Origin of the sequence: Posidoniimonas polymericola (genome assembly GCF_007859935.1) — a bacterium.
Classification (GTDB): Bacteria; Planctomycetota; Planctomycetia; order Pirellulales; family Lacipirellulaceae; genus Posidoniimonas; species Posidoniimonas polymericola.
This window is the reverse complement of sequence record NZ_SJPO01000010.1, coordinates 64,653-82,045: the sequence shown is the minus strand read 5'-3', so window position 1 is coordinate 82,045 and position 17,393 is coordinate 64,653. Positions and strand designations below refer to the sequence as shown.

Below are 17,393 nucleotides of genomic sequence, written 5' to 3'. Positions count from 1 at the left end.
CTTCTTGTCCATCTCCTCTGGAGCTCTACCGTCATGCGCCGCCGAATGTTGCCGTTGCTGCTTGCGATTCTTGCAGCCAACTTCCCCCAAGCCGCGTCAGCCGAACCCGCGGAACAGGCAGCTGGTCACGCGCTCCCTGCCGACGAAGCCGACACCCGGATGGCCTGGTGGCGGGACGCCCGGTTCGGGATGTTCATCCACTGGGGGCTCTACGCGGCGCCGGCCGGCGAGTGGAATGGCGAGAAGCAGGCCGGGATCGGCGAGTGGATCATGAACACCGCCGACATCCCGGTCGATGAGTACGAGCAGCTCGCCGCGCAGTTCAACCCGACCAAGTACGATCCGGCCGCCTGGGCCAAGGCGGCCAAGCAGGCCGGTATGAAGTACGTGGTGATCACCTCTAAACACCACGACGGCTTCTGCCTGTTCGACACCAAGACCACCGAGTGGGACGTCGTCGACGCGACTCCCTACGGGCGCGACCTGCTGCGGCCGCTGTCCGAGGCGTGCCGCGCCGAGGGCCTGAAGTTCTGCACCTACTACTCCATCATGGACTGGCACCACCCCGCGCAGGGCAAGAGCGCCGACGGCCGCTACAACCCGTCGACGATCAAAGAGGGCCGCAAGGCCGAGTACATCAAGTACATGGAGCAGCAGCTGGCCGAGTTGCTCGAATCGTGCGACCCCGAGGTGCTGTGGTTTGATGGCGAGTGGCCCGACTGGTGGACCGAGCCAGACGGCAAGCGGCTCTACAGCTACCTCCGCGGCCTCAAGCCGAGCCTGATCATCAACAACCGCGTCGGCAAAGGCCGCAAGGGCATGGAGGGCCTCAGCAAGGGCGACCAGCAGTACGCCGGCGACTTCGGCACGCCCGAGCAGCAGATCCCCGCGACCGGCCTGCCGGGCGTCGATTGGGAGTCGTGCATGACGATGAACGACACCTGGGGCTTCCGTGCCGACGACCACAAATGGAAGTCCACGGAGACGCTCGTCCGCAACCTGGTCGACATCGCGTCGAAGGGGGGCAACTACCTGCTGAACGTCGGCCCGACCGCCGAGGGCGAAATCCCCGCGGCCAGCCTGGAGCGGCTCGCCCAGATCGGCGAGTGGATGCGCGTCAACGGCGAGTCGATCTACGGCACGTCCGCCAGCCCAATCGAAATCCCCTGGGGCCGCTGCACCGTCAAGCGAGACGGCGACGCGGGGTCCCTGTACCTGCACGTGTTCGACTGGCCCGAGGACGGACGCCTGACTGCGCCGTTGGGTGGGCTGAAGGCAGCTACCGCGGAGCTACTCGCCAACGGGTCTGAACTGCAGGTCGACGCCACCGAGACGCAATTCACGCTGACGCTTCCCGAGCAGGCGCCCGATCCGATCGACTCGGTAATCAAACTCAAAGTCACTACCGAGTAGTTTGCAAGAATCCCGCGGCCGTGCGCTTGCGCGACCGCGGGGGGTGCGCCCGCTGAAGGCGCCGCGACGTCATTTCTCGGTTGACTTCACGGGCGACTTCACGGCGATCTTCTTGGGGCGTTGTTCGACGCTCTTGGGGACTTTCACAGTCAGCACGCCGTGCTCGAACGTCGCCTCGACGCCCTTGCTGTCGGCGGCGTCGGGGAGCTGCACGACGCGGCGGAACTCGCCGTGCCTCCGCTCTACCCGGTGAACCGTCTTGCCCTTCTCCTCTTTCTCTTCCTTCTTCTCCCCAGAGACCACCAGCGTGCCGCCGGTCATCTCGACCGACACGTCTTCGGGCGCCAGGCCGGGCAGCTCGGCGGTGACCTCGTACGACCTGTCGGTCTCGGTCACGTTGAGCGAGGGCGTGAAGCGGTTGACCGACCAGTCTTCGCCCGCGCCGAGGTAGCGTTCCATGAGGTCTTCCATCTCGTTCTCAAACCGGGAGAACGTGGCGGGGAACCTCTCCCGCCAAGGAACCATCGACCGTAACATTGCAGCCTCCTTCGGGGCGGCTCGCCCCAAAGCAATCCGGCCCCCGCTCGCGGCCCGCCCGCGTCAACACGGGGGCTCTCCTGTTCCTACGAAGCGGCTCGGGCGACGGTTCTCTCGGCGCCCAGTTTGCGCAAAGTGGCGCCGGGCGCCCCCAGCCCTACTTCTTCTTCGCCACGCTCCGCCAGCCGGTCGGCAGGGCGGGGCTCGGCTGGTTCCAGTTCGACTCGCGGACCGAGTCGACCGCGTAGTACAGGCTGGGGTCGATCTCCATCGCCTGCTTGATCAGCCGCCGCGCGTCGCGGCGCCGGGCGGGCACGTAGATCAGCGTGACCGGCGCCAGGTGCTCGCGGCCCTCGAACTGGAACACCTTGGGCGACCGCCGCTTCAGCAGTTCGGCCACCTCCTGCCCGGCCGATTGGGACACGAACCTCACGATCACTGCGCCGAGGGCCAGGCGTTTCTCGACCGCGATGCCGACCGCGTTGCCCGCCGCGAAGCCCCCCGCGTACGCGACCAGCAGCACCGGGTTGCCGGTCGCCCGCTGCACGACGTGCGTCACCGTGGTGACCCACACCAGCACCTCGATGAAGCCGAGCAGCACCGTCACGGTCGACCGGCCTTGCACGACCGCGATGGTCCTCACCGTGCCAAGCGAGACATCAAAAATCCGCAGGCAGAAGATCAACAGGGCCAGCACACCCACCGGCAGCGAATCCAACCACTCCATCTCTCGCCAACTCTTTCCTCGCTGTCGCGGCGCTGACCGCGAACGAACAATTTGGAATTAGAACACCAGGCTGGCCATCGCCAGCGTCAGGGCCAGGTTGAGCGACTGGCCGCACACGTACAGCACGAGCGGCTTGCCGCCGTCGATCGCGTGGGCCAGCTCGCGGAAGTTACTCTCCAGGCCGATGCTGACAAACGCCAGGCAGAAGAACCAGGAACGCAGCGGCTCGGTCCCCTGCTTGAGCGCCGCGTTGACGATCGACTCGCCGCCGGGCGCCCACGCCTGGACCATCGAAAACACAAGCGACGCCCCCAAGAACCCAATGACAAACTTCGGGAACCGCGTCCAGACTTCCCACAGGCTCGGCTTGACGTCCGAGTCGCGGTCGACAAACCGCACCCAGTAGACCGCAACACCGAACGCGGTCAGGCCGATCAGCAGGTTCTGGATCAGCTTGATCGTGATCGCCACGGTGGCGGCCCGCTCGCCTAATGCCTGGCCGGACGCGACCACCGCGCCGGTCGAGTCGATCGTGCCGCCGATCCACGCGCCGCCGACCTCCTCGCTCAGGCCGAGCGCCACCGCGGCCATCGGCAGCAGGATCATCATCACCACCGTGAACAGCAGCGAGATGCTGATCGCGAGCGTCAGCTCCTTCTGCTTCGCGCGGCAGGCGCTCGCCGTGGCGATGGCGGCCGACACGCCGCACACGCTCATGTCGGCAGAGATCACCATGTTGAGCGTCTTCGACTCGATGCCGAGCACCCGCTGGCCGAACCAGTACGTGGTGATCAGCACGACCGGCGTCACGACCCACGCCACGGCCAGGCCGGGCGGGCCTAGCTGGTAGAGCTCGCCGATTAGCACCTTCGCGCCGTACAGCACCAGGCCGGTCTTGATGTACAGCTCGGTCCGCGCCGCCGGCCGCAGCCAGTCCGGCAGGCCGACCGTGTTGCTGATCGCCAGGCCGATTGCCAGGGCCCACAACGCGTACTCCAGGTTGTACGCCTTGATAGCCGCCTGGCTGGTGATCATCAGCGCCAGCAACCCCAGGGCGAACAACCCAGCAAAGGCCTTGGCGAAGGCTGCCCACGAATCTCCGCGGGCGGCGACCACCGCGCCGAACAGCACCAGTCCAGCGGCAAACGCGCCGCCGATTCCCAGCAGCTCGTTGTCGCGCGCCGAGCTCCACAAGGCGGCGACGGGGTTGGACTCCCACTTGCCGGGCTTTGCGAACCAGCCGTCAAGCGGGTTGGTGATCGCCGCGTCGGACGCCGCCTCCGGCAGCGTCGCCGTTACCAACAGGAGCGAAACCGTAAGCAGCCCGCCGCCAATCAGCACGGCCGACCAGTCGTCACTCGCTAGGATCGATTTCAAACGCGACACGTTGTCCCTCCCCAGAGACTTCCCGTTAGCACGCCGTCTAACTACTGGTTTCGAGTCGGCCGGTTCGGCAACGACGCCAGGACCGCGAGGGCCGGTGTTACCCACGACACACGCCGCCAGAGCGAGGGCGCTACAAACCCTCGTTGAGGCCCTTGAGGTCGTCGACCACGAAGAAGCCGTCCTTGCGGATGAGCTGGTCGTCGAAGTAGATCTCGCCGCCGCCGTAGTCCTCGCGCTGGATCAGCACCAGGTCCCAGTGGATGCGGCTGCGGTTGCCGTTGTCGGCGTCCTCGTACGCCTGGCCTGGGGTGAGGTGCAGGCTGCCGCCGATCTTCTCGTCGAACAGCGTGTCGAGCATCGGGTGGCGGACGTAGTTGTTGCAGCCGATTGCGAACTCGCCGACGAAGCGGGCGCCCTCGTCGGAGTCGAGCAGCGTGTTGAGCCGTTCGGTGTTGTTGGCCGTCGCGTCGACGATCTTGCCGTCCTTGAACTCGAAGCGGATGTCGCTGAACACCGTGCCCTGATAGCGGCTCTGGGTGTTGTAATGGATCACGCCGTTGAGGCTGTCGCGGACCGGCGCGGTGAAGACCTCGCCGTCGGGGATGTTCCGCTGGCCGGCGCAGGGCCGCACGGGGATGCCCTTGATGGAGAATGTTAGGTCGGTTTCACCGGGGCCGACGATCCGCACCTTGTCGGCGTCCTCCATCCGCTTGATCAGCGGCTTCTGGTTCTCGGCCATCTTGGCGTAGTCGGCCGTGCAGACGTCGAAGTAGAAGTCGGTGAAGGCCTCGGTGCTCATGCCGGCTGCCTGGGCGAACGAGTCGGTCGGGTACCGCAGCACCACCCACTTGGTCTTGGGGACCCGGTAGTCGTTGACGTTCCGCAGCCAGTGCTCCTGGTACAGGTCCATCTTTTCCGAGGGGACGTCGGCGTGCTGGCTGCTGTTGCCGCTGCCCCGCACGCCGATGTACGCCTGGACCTGCTCCATCCGGTTGCGTTCCAGCTTGCCGGCCAGCTTCATCGCCTCGGGCGTGGCGGTGCGGTACAGCGAGCGGAGCACGGTGAGGTCCTTGGTGGTGACTAGCGGCGTCGCGCCGCGGGCGGCGGCGCCCTCGATCAGCGCGCAGGTCAGGTTCTGCTCGGGCAGGTCGATCGCCTCGATGAGGATGGTCTCGCCGCGTTTCAGCTCGCAGCTGTGGTCGAGCAGCAGGTTGGCCAGTTTGGTGATTCGCGGGTCGTGCATGGCGAAGGAAGTTGCGGGGTAAGAGGCGCCGGGGACTGTGGGAACCGTGGGTCCACAGTGGTATCATCCAGCGAGAACCGCAGGAGAGACAAGGGGGCGTCGCCCGTCCCACGGCCACACGCGTCGCCCATCCGTATGGAACAGCCCCCCGAACACTTCGCCGTCAGGTGGCTCGAGGAGCACGGCGACCTGCTGTACGGCTACGCACTTCCCCGCGTCGGCGGCGACGCGGCGGTTGCCGAAGACCTTGTGCAGGAGACCCTGCTCGCCGCGATCAGGGCGAACGAGCGATACTCGGGCGACGCCAGCCGCGGCACGTGGCTGGTCGGGATCCTGCGGCACAAGATTGTCGACCACTACCGCCGATCGTCGCGGCGGCCCGAACGCCCCGCCGCCGACTCGTCCGACTCCGAGGCGGTCGAGGCCCTGCTCGCCGCCGGCGACGGCGCCCGCTGGCGTGATCGGGACGGGGCAGCCCTGGAGTCACAGGAATTCGCCGAGGTCTTCGATAAATGCCTAGAAAACATCAACCCTACCCTCGCCGAGGCGTTTATCCTGATGGTGATGGACGGGCTAACGACCGAAGAAGTCTGTAGGCATTTGCAGATTTCCCCGACTAACCTGTCGGTGAGACTCTGCCGCGCACGCCTGGAACTGCGCCGCGAACTCAAATCCCGCTGGTTCGACGAGTAATCGGGTGAGCACCCTCCGCGCCATCAAGATGCTGCTGACGCTCCGCTGCGAGGAGTCTGCGCGGCTGCTCTCGGACGCCAGCTTCCGCAGCCTCAGCCCGGTCGAGCGGTGGTCGGTGCGGCTGCACCAGGTGAGCTGCAAGCGGTGCCGGCAGCTGGCGTCCCAGCTCAGCCAGATCGACCAGGCGGCCCGGTCACGGGTGTCGCAGGCGCAGCAGATGCCCGACGAGATGCGGCAACGCATCGCCCGCTCGGTTGCGCAGGCAAGAGGGACGCAGGCCCACGGCGACGACGCCTAGCCCCCGCGGTGCGAGCCTGCTTACGCAGTGTGAGCCAGGTTACATTCGCGCGGCCGCGAAAAAATTTCTAGCCGCGGTGTAATAACCGGCCCCGCCGCGCGACTAATCCTGTGTCAGGCACGGGGGCTCGCCCCACTGCCGTCTGTACGCCCGCTGGCGCCTGCCCGCTGGCCTCCCGCTTTCCTGCCGTGCTACCGGTACGCGCGGCCGCCACCCCGAGGACACAGAAGATGCTCCGCACCACGCTTATTGCACTCACCCTGGCCGCTTCCGCGACTGCCGCGTCGGCGGTCGACATCCGCGTCACAATCGAAAGCCTGGCGCCCGCCGGCGGCGCCGTGCTGACCCCGGTCTGGGTCGGCTTCCACGACGGCAGCTTCGACAGCTACGACGGCGGGCTGTCCGCCCAACCGGGCCTCGAGCGGCTCGCGGAGGACGGCAACACAGGACCGATCTCTGCCGATTTCCTCGCCGGCCGGACCTACGTCGACGGCGGCGTCAGCGGAACCTTCGACAACGCCCAGCCCGCGGGCCAGCGCGTCGACGGGACGATCGTCAGCGCCGGACCTGGTCCGCTGCTGCCGGGACAGACCACCAGCCAGGTGTTCAGCATCGCCAGCGACGGCGCCAACCGCTACTTCTCCTACGCCTCGATGGTGCTGCCGAGCAACGACTACTTTGTCGCCAACGGCTCGCCTACGGCCCATGACCTGATGGACCTGCTTGACGGGTCGGGCTCGCTGAGCTTCGTGATCGGCGCCCCCGGCACGGTAAACGACGCCGGCACCGAAGAAGAGGACTTCGACTTCGCCGCGCCCGACCTGGGTGGCCTGAACGGGCTGTTCCCCGGGGCCGGCTTCGGCGGCATCGCCGGCCAAACGGGACCTGACCAGGGCCCCGCGGACGCCACGACTGTCGTCGCCAACGTCGCAGGCGACCCGTACGCCAACTTCCTCAACAACGACGGCTTCGACCTCACCGGGCTGAACTTCAATGAGCTGCCCGTGGGCATCGCCCGGGTCACGCTGACCGCTGTCCCAGAGCCGGCGACCGTCGCGCTCGCGGCGTTGACGCTGGCAGGCGTGGTTGGCTGGCGGCGGCGGTAGGTCTGCTTTGTCGACTCTGCCCAGGGAGGGTCCGCGGTTGTCGCGGGCCCTCCTTCTTCTGCTAGCCAGCGTTGCTCGACCGCCGGCCGCGCATCAGCGCCGCGCCCAGCACCAACGCCAGGGCTGCAGCGGCGGGTTCGGGAACCGCCGTGATCGATGGCGACGCGAGGGCCAGCGTGATGTTGTCAAAGTAGCCGTAGATGGCGACCGAGTTTACGGCCGGACGGAGGAAACGCAGCTCGAGGTCGTACCAGCCCGGCGCCACGCCCAGCGCCGTGCCGGCGAGCGAGTCGCGGATCACCTGCCCGCCGGCGATGCTCTGGCCGTTCATGTCGACGACATCCACCAGTTGGCCGGCCAGCCACAGCTCAAATCTCCCCGGCGCCGTGTTTCCGCCGGACGACAAATTCTGCGACGCGATGTCGGCCGCCACCACGTAGTCGCCGCCCGTCAGGAAGAGCAGCTGGCTCACCCCGCCGCCGGCAACCTCGTCATCGATGTAGTCGTCCTGGCCCGCCCGGATCCGCATGGCGGGCGACGAAACGCCATCGCCCGTCACGTCAAACGAGCTCACCAAGGGGTAACCGAAGGAGATGTTGGCGTTCGGCGTTGCGACCGTCTGCCAGCCCTCAAGTCCGTTGGACTCGAAGCCCCCGTTCACCACGTCCTCCGGCGCGCTCGCGCCGTAGTTCTGCCGCCAGATGTCGTAGTCGCCCTGATCGACCGCGCCGCTGCCGTTGGCGTCGGCCCGGAGGTCGACCGCGCTGCCGTTGGTCGCCCGCCAGACGGAGTAGTCCGCCGCGTCGACGCGGCCGTCGGCGGTAAAATCGCCGGGAAGGCCCGGCATGGAATAAGTGATCTCCAGGAGCGGGCCGCTCGAGAATGTCGATTCGCCGGCGTAGACGTTCACGTATTGTGGCAGATCGTCGCTCCGGAGTCGGAGACCCAGGTGCGAGGCGTCGCGACTCGCCAGCGCCTGGACGAAGTTCGTGAACAGCGGCACGGACACGCCCCCGCAGCAGCTCTCCGGGCCGGTGTAGGCGACCAGCGTCCCGTCGGCTTCGCCATCGGATAGCGAGGCCAGGCCGTCCCCCTCGTAGCCGGTCACCACGATCCGGGGGGCGCCCGAGGACGTGCCCGTGTTGACCCTCAGGGTTGCCGACTCGATCCTCGCACCCCGAGGGATTGAGTCGAGCGGGAACTCGAAAACCGGCTCTTCCTCGGGCGTGTTGTCGGAACCTGCGAATCCGCCGACAACCAGGGAAGTCCTGCCCTCGACGAGCGACGAAATATCGCCCGGCCGGTACGCCACGTCAAAGGTCGGTCCGATCACCAACTCGTTGGACGAGCCGCCCGGGACCTCGACAGCAAAGTTGTCCACGGCGGTTACGTGATCCTGCCCGCCACGCGCGGTGAACCCCGCGTACAGGGCCGGATCGAACTTGAGGCCGAGGTTGTCGCGGATCGTGCGAGACGCCGACATCACGACGCCCAGCGAGGCGTCGCCGCCCGCGCCGAAGTCCTCGAGGCTCACCTCCCACCCGATGTCCCCGCTGCCGAGGTGCTCGAGCTCGAGCCCGAGCTTGTACCAGCGGTTGTCCTGCAGGGTGCCAACGGAGAAGTCCTCGCTGAAACCGGGGTACGACCCGCCCCCAGCCTGCAGCGGGCCAGCGCGCAAAAAGTCGGCGGTCGAGTCGCGGCCGAACTCGACGAATGCGGCGTCGTTGCTGTAGACAACGCCGTCTGGCTCGTCGGTGAGGAACACCTCGCCGTAGGTTGTGAAGAACCCAGAGCCGAGCGTTTCGAGGACGCCGGTGCGGAAGAACGTCGAGACGCCAATCGTGTCGCCAACGTTGCTCAGCGCAAAGCTCTTCGCGTTGTAGGTCGCGTCGACCGTCCCGTAGATCTCCAAGCTGGCGGTGCCGCCCACGCCGGAGTCGCCGCCGGTGATCACGGGGTAGCCGTGAAAGTCAACGGTGAACTTGTCCAAGTCGTCGTCTGACGAGAAGCCGACCTCGACTGCACCGGATGCGCTTGCGACAGCCCAGACTAACGACGACAGCAGAAACCAGCGGCGAACCATGCGCGCAATTCTCCCTGCGGCGAACAGCCGCTCTTTCGATGCTGGACGTGCCACGCCCGGCAGAAGCTATCAGACGGGAGCCCATGATAGCACCGCCGCGCTGGCGAGTCGATTTCCTGCCCAGGCCGCGGGCTGGCTGCCGGCGAGCGGCTTCCGAAAAAGCCGGAATAACTGGGCGGAATCCCACCCGCGCGGCCAAATTGACCGACTCTCGCGAGAGCCGACGCCCCACTGCAGACGTATACTTAGGTAAGGCAAAACCCGACGCAAAAGGCGGAGAAACCATGGCGACCGATCTGCAAGACCCCGGCACCGACCACCACGCGCCCGCAGCACAATCCGCGGCGGAGCACGTCGAGTCGTTCGCGGAGACCGCGCTGAAGCTCGGCGGCAAGTCCGACGACGAGGCCCGCCGCACTGGCGCCATCGACACCGCCGACGACCAGGTCGAGCAGCTGTTCGCCGCCCAGTACCAGACCGTCAACAGCCCGGCCCACCGCGCGGTGTGGGACCGCTCGGTCCCGACCGACGAGTTCCTCAGCACGCCCCCCAAGACGCCGGCCGAGGTCCAGAAGGTGATGGACGACTCCATCGCCGTGGTCAGCCGGCACAAGCAGGCCGGCACGCTGCTCAACGACGAGGGCAAGACCCGCGAAGAGGTCCTGCAGGAGCTGGCGGGCGTCGGCTACTGGGGACTGCTAGTCGGCAAAGAGTTCGGCGGCAGCGACTGTTCGTTCAGCAGCTTCGCCGCGTTCCTCGCCCGGATGGCGACCCTCGACGGCACGATCGCCGGCCTGGCCTCAATCCACGGCTGCATCGGCGCGGTCGACCCGGTCAAGACCTTCGGCAACGCCGACCAGAAGCAGCGGTTCCTGCCCGGGCTGGCGGACGGCAGCCGGCTGAGCGCCTTCGCGCTGACCGAGCCGTGCGCCGGCAGCGACCTCACCGCGCTGCGGACCACGGCCGTGCTCGACGGCGACTCCTACGTGGTGAACGGCGAGAAGCTGTTCATCTCGAACGTCGTGCCCGGCAGGACGATCGGCCTGGTCTGCCTGGTCGACGACAAGCCGGCCGTGCTGGTGGTCGACCTGCCGGCCGAAGAGAACGAGCAGTTCCAGCTGAAGAAGTACGGCATCCACGCGCTGGCGCGGCTCTACAACCGCGGCATCGTGTTCAACAACTTCCGCGTCCCGCAAGAGAACCTGCTGAAGCCGGTCAAGGGGGACGGGCTGACCATCGCCTACCACGGGCTGAACCTGGGGCGGGTTTCGTTGTGCGCAAACGCGGCCGGCACGATGCGGCAGATGATGGCCGACATGATCCCGTGGGCCCACTTCCGCGTGACCTACAGCGAGCCGATCGCCCACCGCGAGCTCGTGCAGAGGCGCCTGGGCGAGATGGCCGGCCTGATCGTCGGCTGCGACGCGCTCGTGGCCTGGTGCAGCGACCTCTTGGACCGCGGCTACCGCGGCGAGATGGAGTGCATCATCGCCAAGATCTTCGGCAGCGAGTCGATGAAGCACGCCGCGATCGAGCTGTACATGAAGACCCACGGCGGCCGCTCATTCCTGCACGGGCACGCCTTCGGTGACAACGTGCACGACTTCCTCGCCCCCTGCATCTACGAGGGCGAGGGGGAGATGCTCGGCATGGCGTTCTTCAAGTCGCTGGTCAAGCGCCACGGCAAGACCTATTTCGAGCCGGTCGGCAAGGCGCTCGCCGCGGCGGGCATCCAGCGGCCCAACCCGCTGAACCCGGCGCACGCGTTGAAGCTGGCTCCGGTCGCGATGCCGTACCTCAAGTGGCTGATTGGCCGCAAGCTGATGAGGGGCTCGAAGCCGAACCTGCCGGGCATGCCGTCCGAGCTCCGCGGCCACGCCGAGTACGCGTGCGAGAAGCTCACCGCCACCGCCCTCGAGATCGACGGCGCGATGCAGAAGTTCCAGCTCAAGCTGGCCGACCGCCAGTGCCGCATGGCGGAGCTGTCCGGCCGCTGCCAGGACCTGATCACCATGCTGGCGACCAGCATGTACGCCGCCCGGCAGGAGAACGAGGTGGTCCGCGTCTCGGCCGACCTGCTGTGCCAGAAGCTGCGTCAGAAGCTCGACGGCCGCCGGCCGAGCAACCAGTACTTCAAGCAGGTCACCGGCCTCGGGGCCCAGGTTTCCGCAGGGGCGTTCCCCGGGCTCGAGGAGATCTGCGGACAGGAGATTTTGCAGAAGTACGCCCCACCCGCTCAGTAGAAGCTACCGGCCAGGGTGGCCCGGCGGCAGGTAGAACGACGCCATCCGGCCCGTGATGCGTTCTAGCAGACTCCGCCAGGCGGCCGCGGTCTCGGCGTTCCACTGGGGGTCGCTCTCCTCGGCGGTCTGGAGCAGGGCCTCGATCCACAGCTCGTACCAATCCGGCAGGATGTTGTGGTGGTCGATGTCGTGCGTCACGCCCAGCTCCCGCAGGCGGGCGAGCGCCTCCTGCTTCCCCTCGGTAGCGTCGACGCAGATATCGAGCGCCTCGTTGAACTTCTTGACCTGCGTTTCGAAGTCGGTGAAGCGGAAGCGATCGCGGATCGCGTCGTCCTTGGCCCGCAGCCGCGCGTAGAACTCGTGGGCGAAGCGCTCGGACTCCCGGCACCGCTTGAGACTAGCGAGGAATCGGTCTTTCCGGAATGGCATGCGTCCCTCGATACACTCCCTTGCCCGCACGCGGATTGTAGAGGGATGCGTCCGGCCGAGTCTAGGTAGTTGCGGCGCCAGACAGCCACGCCGCCAGCTGGGGCGCGGTTCTACCGGCCAATGTCCAGGCGGGGTAGGCGTATTGCCGACGCCTCACACGTCGGCGTACTGCTTGAGGTACTTGGCCGACTCGAGGTTGCAATCGTCGGCGCCGGGCGCCGCGCTCTGGAGCTGGGCGCCGCCAACGATTGCCGACGCCTGCACGCTCTGCCCGGTCGCGCCGTACGCGGCGTCGACCAGCGCCCTCACCTCGGGTCCGAGCCCGGCCTCCGACACCAGCGAGACCGCGGTCTGGTAGTCGGCCTGGGTGATCCACGCGGTGTAGCTGACTATCAGGGCCGGCAGCGCAACGGCGCCCATCAGCATAATCGCCCACATGTTGTTGATCCGCTCGGGCGCGAGGTCCTGCCCCGCTTCGGGTGCGAACAGGGCCTTGGCCGAGCCGAACGCCGCCAAGAAGAACACGAACGCCACGGCGCGAGCGTAGGCGAACCCAACCGACTTCATCGACATCCGGATCGGGATGCCCTCTACCCGGTTCCACTTCTCGCTGAGGACGAGCAGCGACTCCTTGGGGACCAGCGGGAACCAGAAGAAGTGGCCGAACTCGGTGGCGACGTGCCCGACGCCCTCGATCTCATCGACCTTGCCGAAGGGCCGGGATCCGTAGAGAAAATACATGGTCAGCGTGTCCCCAAAGACCAGAATCGTGACAACGCACAGTGCGCTGAAGTATGGGGTACGGGCCGCGGTTGTCGAATCGGCTGGGACGATTGTGCCGAAAAACCGCGTCCGGGGCCTGCCGACGATGCGGGTTGATGCGGCGGGCCCAGTCGGTGGAACCCACGGTAGTAGACGCCAGCAGGGTCCCCGTTGATCTCAGCGGGGCCGGCGTGCTGCTCAACTTACGTAGCCAAACGCTCCCAGGTATCGTCCTCGTACACGATCAGGGAATGCTGTTCCTCGCAGCCATCGCGACCAACGATTGATGTGTCGTACCACACAGACCCGTCTTCATCGATCCGCGAGACACTGACGACTGGCGTTTGCTCGATGATCCGTTCAATCGTGTCGGCCGTCCATCCGGCCAGCTCCGTGTTCTCGGAAAGCTCTCGTTCGCGCTGCTTCAAGTCACACTGCGGAACACGCAGGATCCGGATGCGGTCACCGATTCGGAGCGACTTGGGATCGGGCATGATGAGGCGAGTCCTCGGGTTGAGCGGCGGACTTGTCGCCAAACTGCAATTGGCGCCCCGGACTAGCGAGGGAGGTCTTACGTACGCAACGCACCAATCTACCGTGCGCCCGCACACGCTCACAAGCTTACTACAGCCGGATCACACCGGCGCCGCGTTGAGCCGCTCGACCCGTACCGTCATGCCGACCAGCTCGACCGGGTCGCCGAACTGGGTGTAGATCGCCACGTCCGCGGCGTCGCGGCCGTAGGCGATCGCCACGCGGCCGCCGCAGGGGCTCCCCTGAGTAGGATCGAACGTGTACCAGCGGCCGCCGACGTAGGCCTCGAACCAGGCGTGCAGGTCCATCGGCTGGAGCGCCTCGAGGTAGCCCACGACCATCCGGGCCGGAATGCACAGCGCGCGGCAGAGGGCAATCCCGAGGTGGGCCATGTCGCGGCACACGGCCTGCGACCGCTGGTTCACTTCGGCGGCGCTGATAATGTCCTGGCCGGCGCCCGGCACGTACTGCAGGGCGCCGCGGATGTAGTCGACGATCGCCGCGCACTGGTTGTACCCCGGCGTAAAGCCGGCTGTGATCGAGGAAGCTATCTGGCTGAATCGGTCGGACTCGCAGTACCGGCTCGGCAGCAGGAACGGCAGCGTGGCGTCGGGCAGCAACTGCACCTCGACAAACGGCGCGCCGTACGCGGTGTCGGTGAAGTCGGCTGCCTCGATGTCTGCCGACGTGTGGATCGAAAACCTGCCGGCCGGCGCGACCAGCCGCTGGCAGAGGTTGCCGAACTGGTCGGTGAACTCGACCGCCGGCACGCTCGGCGTCAGCACGTACTGCTCACGGGCGATCCACTGCTGGGCGCCGCTGCGGGGCCGCAGCATTAGCAAGAAGGGCGTCGCCACCGGCGTTTCAAACGCCAGTGAACAGGAGGTCTCCATCCACATCTGGGATACTCTCAGCGAGGGTGAAACCGCCTAAGGCAACCCGTACCATCCTAGACGCCGGCCTCGTCTGACGCCATGGACGACTCCGCCACGGCGCCGACCGCCCTACCCGGCCGCAGAATACCTGCCCGCCAGCACGCGCAGCCGCCGCAGCGAGCGACCACCGACGGTCGATCAAGTAGAGCCCGGCCGGGTCACGCAGGACATAGAAGTTGAGCGCCGGCTCCCGGACTTGGAGGATGTCGTCGTGCATCGGGCAAACTCGCTCCCCTTCTAGAGGACTGGGGGTCCGCCGTCCTGCTCTCGGGCAAACACAATGTAATCGGTCGGCGTAGGCTGGCCGCCGTTGCGGCCGATCGCCTTCGCGATCTGCCCGCGGTGGTAGGGCCCGTGGGTAACGACGTGCGTCAGGATATCGGCCGCACGGTTCTCGAAGGGCAGCCCCGCCGCGTTGTGGTAGGCGACGGGCGATTGAAGCCAATCGTCGGTCGCTTGGGCAAGCAACTCCGCGTAGCCGGCCGTGTTCGCGTTGGCAAGCCGCCGACACGCGTCGAGCGTTAGGCTAGGGAACACCTCGTGTTCGGCCGCGCGGCCGGTGAGCCGACAGAACCAGATATGCTCGGCGGCCAGCAGGTGAGCCAGCAGCGGCAGGGCCTCGTCCGACGCGGCGGGCGTGGCGGCCAGGGACTCGATCACTCGAGAGTTGGCCCAGGCGTCGTAGCGAAACGACCGCTGAAACTGTGATTTCAATGGACCGCGTCTCCCAATTGCGAGTCGTGTTGCTAGATACGGCTATCGCCGGCGTCGACGGCCCAATCTTCGCCCGGCATCATCCACTTCCTTGGCAGCAGCAGGCCGAGCACCAGGCCGAACACGAGCGAACAAACAATCAGGCTGCCGCCGACCAGCACCGTCACGGCGAAGCCGGCGGTCTCGCTGCGGAGTGGGCCGCTCAAGGGGGCGTCGAGCGGCTCACCGGCGACAAGGCTGCCGACGCTGGTGACAATCGCGATCGACGCCATGCCAATATAAATGTGCAGGATCGGGATGACCTGCGAGAGGGCCGTGATCACGGCCCCCACAATCAACCGTCGGCCGACCCAAGCATGCCGCGGCGCCAGCCACCACCCGCCTGCGAGCACGACCGCCATGGCCACAAACATGCCGACCCGCCCTGCCTGCTCCGTCATGCCCCAACCGAACATCAAGGGCACAATAATGTTCAACGCGTAGACCACCGGCCAGCCAACCACCGAGAAGCGGTCCCACAGCGCCGCCCGCGGGACCGGCGGGTCGGCGGCGACGCTGGGCGACTGATAGGGGTTGTCGGAACGCGTCATGACGACCGGGGGCGAGGGACAAACAGCAACGGGCGGGGCCACCAAGGTTGCCGGGTTACCAAGGGCAGGACGCCGTCAGTCTAGGTAGCCACGAAATGGCGCGAAAGGGCACGAATGCCGCCTGGGTCTGCGGTGGCGATAGGATCGGCGCCAACATCGTCCGCGTCGCCCCCGAAAAATGCCGGACAAAAATCGGTTCCTGGAACGCGGTGGCAATGTCATTTCCTCGGGTCTCACCCGCTGCTGCTGCGGTCCCTAACGCCTGCCACCCATGGGGTTTGTGTCGCTCTGCCTGCGCTCAGGCCAGAGTCGGACGCAAGCGACCCAAACGGTTCGTCGAACGCGGCGACGACGCCGCGGTTGGTCGACTCTGCCTGGCCAATCGCTTACAACCTGCTGCTGGTGGGGTGTCGCTTCGCCTGGCGTCTCAACGCCCGCAGACGCTCCCCCGCTCCACGACACGTTACGAGTTCTCTTGCTGCAGCGACTTCTCTGTCCCTTTCAGGAGGCTGCTAAGATGAATCGCACGGTCACGCTGTCCGCAATCTTCTTGCTGAGTTCGCTGGGCGGTGTCAGTCGCTCGGCGCCGCTAAACCCGCTCGACTTTGCATCGCTCGGCTCGCTGCCCACCGGTGGGTTCACGATTGACACCGACGCGCTGACCTTCGGCGGGGCGCCCGGCGGCGTGCTGTTCGCCCAGGGGGGCGGCGCCCCGGACATCGCGGTGTTCTCGTTCGACGGCGGCGGCACGCTCGCTGCCGGGAACGCCATTACCGTCGCCGGCAGCAATCCGCTGGCGCTGTTGTTCCGCGGTTCGGTGACGCTGGCCGGCTCGATCGATGTCAGCGGCTCCAACGGAGTGGACGCCGTGCAGCAGGCCGTGACCGGCCTCGGCGGCTCCGGCGTCGCAGGCGGCGGACGCGGCGGCCACGGCGGTCCGTTCAGTTCAAACCAAGACGGCGTGGGGCCGGGGCACGGCGTCGTTGGATCCAACAGCGCCTCGGTCAGCGGCGTCGGCTCGGGTTCGGGAGCAGGTTTTGGAACCGCGGGCGGAGACGGGGGAGTGGGCGTGACGATCCGCGCCGGCGGACTGCCCTATGGCGATCCGCTCAGCGGCCAGCTCTTCGCCGGCAGCGGCGGCGGGGGAGGCGGCGGCCAGGGGGTGATGCGGTACGGCGGCGGCGGTGGGGCCGGCGGCGGTGCGCTCGAGATTGGGGCCCTTGCCACGATGGAATTCAGCGGCGCCACGATCCTGGCGAACGGGGGCAATGGCTCGCTTGGGTTTGCCGACGGGGGCGGGGGCAGTGGCGGCGCGATCCTGCTGCACGCCAGGTCGCTCTCGCTCGACGCGGCGACACGGATCGAGGCCAACGGGGGCGACGGCGGCAGCGGCATGGGCCTTGGTGTTGGCGCCGCCGGCTGCGGCGGCGCCGGCCGGGTCGAGATCGTCCACAACCCCGGCGGCGGACTGGTCAATCTTGGCGCGATCGAGGTCAACGCCGGCGCCTTCGACGGCGACTGCAACGACAGCGAACCGGTCGTCACCGTCAGCCCCAATGTCGGCGTCCCCGAGCCGGCCGGCTCGGCATTGGCTATGCTGGCGACTCTCGCGGCTGCCAGTGGTCGCTGGGAACGGGGGCTCTCTCGCAACGACTACCCCGAAGACTAGAGCCCACAACCTGAACCAAGAGCGTTGCTAG

17 protein-coding genes are annotated in these 17,393 nt (G+C 67.1%); 6 read left to right on the top strand and 11 right to left on the bottom strand.

Translation table 11 applies throughout. The annotated features are described in order from the left end of the window. Window positions 1-33: 33 nt before the first annotated feature. On the top strand, window positions 34-1,413 hold the full coding sequence (locus tag Pla123a_RS18885; RefSeq protein WP_146589866.1) for an alpha-L-fucosidase: 1,380 nt from the start codon (window positions 34-36) through the stop codon (window positions 1,411-1,413). 69 nt (window positions 1,414-1,482) lie between these two features. Here Pla123a_RS18885 and Pla123a_RS18880 read toward each other — a convergent pair whose 3' ends face one another. The 4 genes from Pla123a_RS18880 to Pla123a_RS18865 all read right to left on the bottom strand — a co-directional run bounded on the left by Pla123a_RS18880 (window position 1,483) and on the right by Pla123a_RS18865 (window position 5,306). Next, window positions 1,483-1,950, bottom strand: a complete 468-nt coding sequence (locus Pla123a_RS18880) for an Hsp20/alpha crystallin family protein (RefSeq protein ID WP_146589864.1) — start codon at window positions 1,948-1,950, stop codon at window positions 1,483-1,485. A 157-nt stretch (window positions 1,951-2,107) separates the two neighbouring features. Next, window positions 2,108-2,677: a DUF5698 domain-containing protein gene (locus Pla123a_RS18875; protein ID WP_146589862.1), complete on the bottom strand. Its 570-nt coding sequence runs from the start codon at window positions 2,675-2,677 to the stop codon at window positions 2,108-2,110. A 57-nt stretch (window positions 2,678-2,734) separates the two neighbouring features. Continuing rightward, window positions 2,735-4,063 (bottom strand): YeiH family protein, encoded by a 1,329-nt coding sequence (locus Pla123a_RS18870; protein ID WP_391542787.1) that lies wholly within the window; start codon window positions 4,061-4,063, stop codon window positions 2,735-2,737. Between the two features lie 130 nt (window positions 4,064-4,193). Beyond that, window positions 4,194-5,306, bottom strand: coding sequence for an aminopeptidase (locus Pla123a_RS18865; protein WP_146589858.1), 1,113 nt, complete (start codon window positions 5,304-5,306; stop codon window positions 4,194-4,196). Between the two features lie 135 nt (window positions 5,307-5,441). Between Pla123a_RS18865 and Pla123a_RS18860 the strand changes: the two genes are divergently transcribed. The 3 genes from Pla123a_RS18860 to Pla123a_RS18850 all read left to right on the top strand — a co-directional run bounded on the left by Pla123a_RS18860 (window position 5,442) and on the right by Pla123a_RS18850 (window position 7,403). Continuing rightward, window positions 5,442-5,999, top strand: a complete 558-nt coding sequence (locus Pla123a_RS18860) for a sigma-70 family RNA polymerase sigma factor (protein ID WP_146589856.1) — start codon at window positions 5,442-5,444, stop codon at window positions 5,997-5,999. A 4-nt stretch (window positions 6,000-6,003) separates the two neighbouring features. Beyond that, a complete protein-coding gene (locus Pla123a_RS18855) occupies window positions 6,004-6,297 on the top strand; it encodes a hypothetical protein (protein ID WP_146589854.1) in 294 nt (97 codons plus the stop codon). A 230-nt stretch (window positions 6,298-6,527) separates the two neighbouring features. Continuing rightward, complete coding sequence (locus Pla123a_RS18850; RefSeq protein ID WP_146589852.1) at window positions 6,528-7,403, top strand: spondin domain-containing protein; 876 nt, start codon at window positions 6,528-6,530, stop codon at window positions 7,401-7,403. A gap of 61 nt (window positions 7,404-7,464) precedes the next feature. Here Pla123a_RS18850 and Pla123a_RS18845 read toward each other — a convergent pair whose 3' ends face one another. Next, window positions 7,465-9,393, bottom strand: a complete 1,929-nt coding sequence (locus Pla123a_RS18845; protein WP_146589850.1) for a hypothetical protein — start codon at window positions 9,391-9,393, stop codon at window positions 7,465-7,467. 377 nt (window positions 9,394-9,770) lie between these two features. Between Pla123a_RS18845 and Pla123a_RS18840 the strand changes: the two genes are divergently transcribed. Then, window positions 9,771-11,729 (top strand): acyl-CoA dehydrogenase family protein, encoded by a 1,959-nt coding sequence (locus Pla123a_RS18840; RefSeq protein ID WP_146589848.1) that lies wholly within the window; start codon window positions 9,771-9,773, stop codon window positions 11,727-11,729. A gap of 3 nt (window positions 11,730-11,732) precedes the next feature. Here Pla123a_RS18840 and Pla123a_RS18835 read toward each other — a convergent pair whose 3' ends face one another. The 6 genes from Pla123a_RS18835 to Pla123a_RS18810 form a co-directional block, all read right to left on the bottom strand. Next, the gene (locus Pla123a_RS18835) at window positions 11,733-12,158 is read right to left on the bottom strand and encodes a globin (RefSeq protein ID WP_146589846.1); all 426 of its coding nucleotides are present in this window, start codon (window positions 12,156-12,158) and stop codon (window positions 11,733-11,735) included. Between the two features lie 153 nt (window positions 12,159-12,311). Continuing rightward, entirely contained in the window at window positions 12,312-12,899 is a 588-nt protein-coding gene (locus Pla123a_RS18830) for a hypothetical protein (protein ID WP_146589844.1), read from the bottom strand. 224 nt (window positions 12,900-13,123) lie between these two features. Continuing rightward, window positions 13,124-13,414 carry a hypothetical protein gene (locus Pla123a_RS18825; RefSeq protein ID WP_146589842.1) on the bottom strand — a complete coding sequence of 97 codons (291 nt, stop codon included), beginning with the start codon at window positions 13,412-13,414 and terminating at the stop codon, window positions 13,124-13,126. A 141-nt stretch (window positions 13,415-13,555) separates the two neighbouring features. Further along, window positions 13,556-14,353 (bottom strand): transglutaminase-like domain-containing protein, encoded by a 798-nt coding sequence (locus tag Pla123a_RS18820; protein ID WP_146589840.1) that lies wholly within the window; start codon window positions 14,351-14,353, stop codon window positions 13,556-13,558. Between the two features lie 273 nt (window positions 14,354-14,626). Next, window positions 14,627-15,103, bottom strand: coding sequence for a DinB family protein (locus Pla123a_RS18815; protein ID WP_197528108.1), 477 nt, complete (start codon window positions 15,101-15,103; stop codon window positions 14,627-14,629). Window positions 15,104-15,135: 32 nt separating this feature from the next. Then, window positions 15,136-15,693: a hypothetical protein gene (locus tag Pla123a_RS18810; protein ID WP_146589836.1), complete on the bottom strand. Its 558-nt coding sequence runs from the start codon at window positions 15,691-15,693 to the stop codon at window positions 15,136-15,138. Between the two features lie 517 nt (window positions 15,694-16,210). Here Pla123a_RS18810 and Pla123a_RS24745 point away from each other — a divergent pair. After that, window positions 16,211-17,362 (top strand): hypothetical protein, encoded by a 1,152-nt coding sequence (locus tag Pla123a_RS24745; protein WP_197528107.1) that lies wholly within the window; start codon window positions 16,211-16,213, stop codon window positions 17,360-17,362. The last annotated feature ends 31 nt before the right edge of the window (window positions 17,363-17,393 follow it).